This window comes from Microcoleus sp. A003_D6, assembly GCF_036702825.1.
GTDB lineage: Bacteria > Cyanobacteriota > Cyanobacteriia > Cyanobacteriales > Microcoleaceae > Microcoleus.
On the sequence record NZ_JAUBWA010000265.1, the window covers coordinates 1 to 2678 of the forward strand.

The following is a 2678-nucleotide window of genomic DNA, read 5'->3' on the forward strand; positions in this document are numbered from 1 at the left end:
CGACTCTTTTGACGATACCACGAACCAGACATTTGTGCAATTGGTATGTCTAGTAGGCAGGATAAATCCTGCAACTCTCTTTCATCCCCGGACTGAAGTCACGGGGTTTTCAGGGTATTTCCTATAAGTTGACTAATGGTTTTTTCTGTAGACGAGGCAACAATAATGTATTTAAAGCGAGTTAACCATTTGATCGAAAATGGCGATCGGAAAAATTGGTCGAGGGTTGGGACTTTAACTTAGAAGTGATATCGTAGTATCGGTAGATAGTAGATTTGCGGCTGTCAAACAATTTGAGAATTGAATCAATAACAATTTCTGTAACTATCGGGTTAAAGTCGGAAATAAAGTCGTCGGCGTTTAGATTGTGTTTAAAAAATTCCTTAGCTCGATCGCACTGATAGTGCATTTCGTCAAAGCCAACAAATTTTACCACAAACGTTGTCAGCGGCGAGTTCTCCAAATCGGTATTAGAAGTGCTTTTAGCCCGCCCATTTTCTAATAAATTCAATACTTCCGCTTCTAATTTATTTTTAGGTTTGTAAGGTTTCTCTATTTCTGGAAAAAAGCTTTCTAGGCGCACGCAGTTAGCAGATTTATCGGGAATTCCTCCCATCATCATCGCCAGAGAAACATCGATCCCCAAACCCGAAGAAAGAGCTTCTAGCAGGGCGAGAGCAGCCAGTTTGCACCCCAAATAAACCTTCGCAATTTCGAGATTGTACTTAGCAGTAGTTTCCCAGCGCTCATAGGTGCGATCGTCTGGATATCCCTCAAACTGGCGAAAAATCACCTCTGGCTTGAGATAATTCAGAAAACCTTCCATCTTCAGCAAAGCAACTCGGTAGTCGCGAACCGTGTAAAAACCCCAGGAGATGAGATTGTGATTGGTTTCCGGCAGTAAATTCCAGGTATTTGCCAAAAAATGGGCTGAACTATGGTGAGCAAAACTCATCACATCCCGGTTAGAAATTCGCACAGCTTTTTTCACCGTTTCCCGCAGTTGCTCGTCAGTCAAACTGAGTTTAAACAGGCTATTTATTGCTTGCAAGCGGTTATAAAGGTGCTGGCTTACCGTTACTCCCCACTCAGCGGAGCGAAACGGAATTGTTGCTTCAATGCAGCCTGCAATTTGAAGCAATTGCTCGCGTTTGAGGAATGGTTCTAGAGCTTTTGCTGCTACCACAGCGCTGAGAAATTCGTTTTGTCCGGAGAAAGGATTGAGAACTTCGCCCGGTTCAAAATTGAATACCAGCATTACCATCTCGAAGATAGCATCCGCCGAAAGTTCAGCTTTATCGCGAATTTGTAGCTGTTTGTCAACCTCTTTTGCAACAGGAGTGATGTAGTAGCTGACGTTAAAGTTTATGCTGCGATCGACTTGCACGTAGACGGTATCGTGAAATAAAGCGGCCAAAACCTCGATCGCGTCTTCATCTCCCCCCACATCAAAAATATGTTCGGGAGTGTGAAAAAACCGCCAGGGCCCCATCATCGGCTGAACAATCAGTTCGGCAATCCGAGCGACTTCACTTGGTTCGACTTTTGCTTCCAGGCGATCGATCGCCCAAATCAGCTTTTCTAAGCACTGTAAGTAGGCTTGTTTGCTATCCATCGCAGTCTTTCCCAATAACATTGCTGTCAGTCGATTTTAGATTTTAGATTTTAGATTTTAGATTGACTCCACAGATGAATGTGGGAGCTTGTACCTTAGTCTAAAATTTTTATATCTCCACGACTGGAATCGGGGGCTTGTCTCCGTTTTTGGGCGGGGTCACCTCAGCCACCCTGCTGTTAGTTTGATTTTTTCCTAGATGCGCCCGGCTTTTTTTAGTTAGGATTTTTGAGCTTTTTGTTGAAGACTTTAGCGGCAATTTAGGAAGCAAATACTTAGTTAAAATCCACTTAATTGCCGCTAGCTGACCTCCCCTGTTTTCCCAGTTTAATTAGCACAAAGTATGACAAGTAAAGTACATAAATCGCTAAACCGATCAGAGCCAACAATCCCAAAAATTGAGGGTTTGCTGTAGCGTGAAACATCTGTTTGTACAGCCAAGCCGGGTCTAACCAAACGCGGCAAAAAGGTTCGTCAATTACTTGAACTTGAGATTTAAAGGCACAGGTTAAGAAGGGAATTTGAGCTAGAGCGCCCAAACCGCTGTAAACAGTAATTGCCCACCGCCAAGCTGTAAAGGCCAGTTTCAAAGGCGACTGGGGTCGATCGGCAATTTCTTCGTTTAAATCCTGCCAAAACCACAGACAAGCAGGAATCAAAGCCCTCCCCATCACCGACGACACAAAGCTCACAGGCAGCGCAGCCATCATCAGGTAAAGTGTAATTGCCAGCAAACTCGCCACCCGCCAATAAATCATCAACAAACGGACGATCGCGTCAGATGAAGCAAAAATAGCCCAAATCAGCACTACCAGCGGGATCGAAACGGTTAATAACACAGACAACCGGTAATCCATCCAGACTAGCGGTTGAAACCAAGGCCCGGTGGCTGCCAATAAAAGACTCAACATCTTTGGGAAAATATACTCACTTATTTGTGACAAATTTTACTATAAAAATGCTAAAAAATCAGCAATGGGAACACGCTGCTTTATAAAACTTACCTAAACCTACCTAAAGTCGTCTTTAGATACAATTCAGGGTTTACTTCCTACGCTGTTGG

2 protein-coding genes are annotated in these 2678 nt (G+C 43.7%); both read right to left on the reverse strand.

The window, feature by feature from the left end:
• Positions 1-181 precede the first annotated feature (181 nt).
• Positions 182-1615: a hypothetical protein gene (locus tag QUB70_RS32240; protein ID WP_332985873.1), complete on the reverse strand. Its 1434-nt coding sequence runs from the start codon at positions 1613-1615 to the stop codon at positions 182-184.
• Positions 1616-1905: 290 nt separating this feature from the next.
• Positions 1906-2526, reverse strand: coding sequence for a DUF3177 family protein (locus QUB70_RS32245; protein WP_332985874.1), 621 nt, complete (start codon positions 2524-2526; stop codon positions 1906-1908).
• Between the last annotated feature and the right edge of the window lie 152 nt (positions 2527-2678).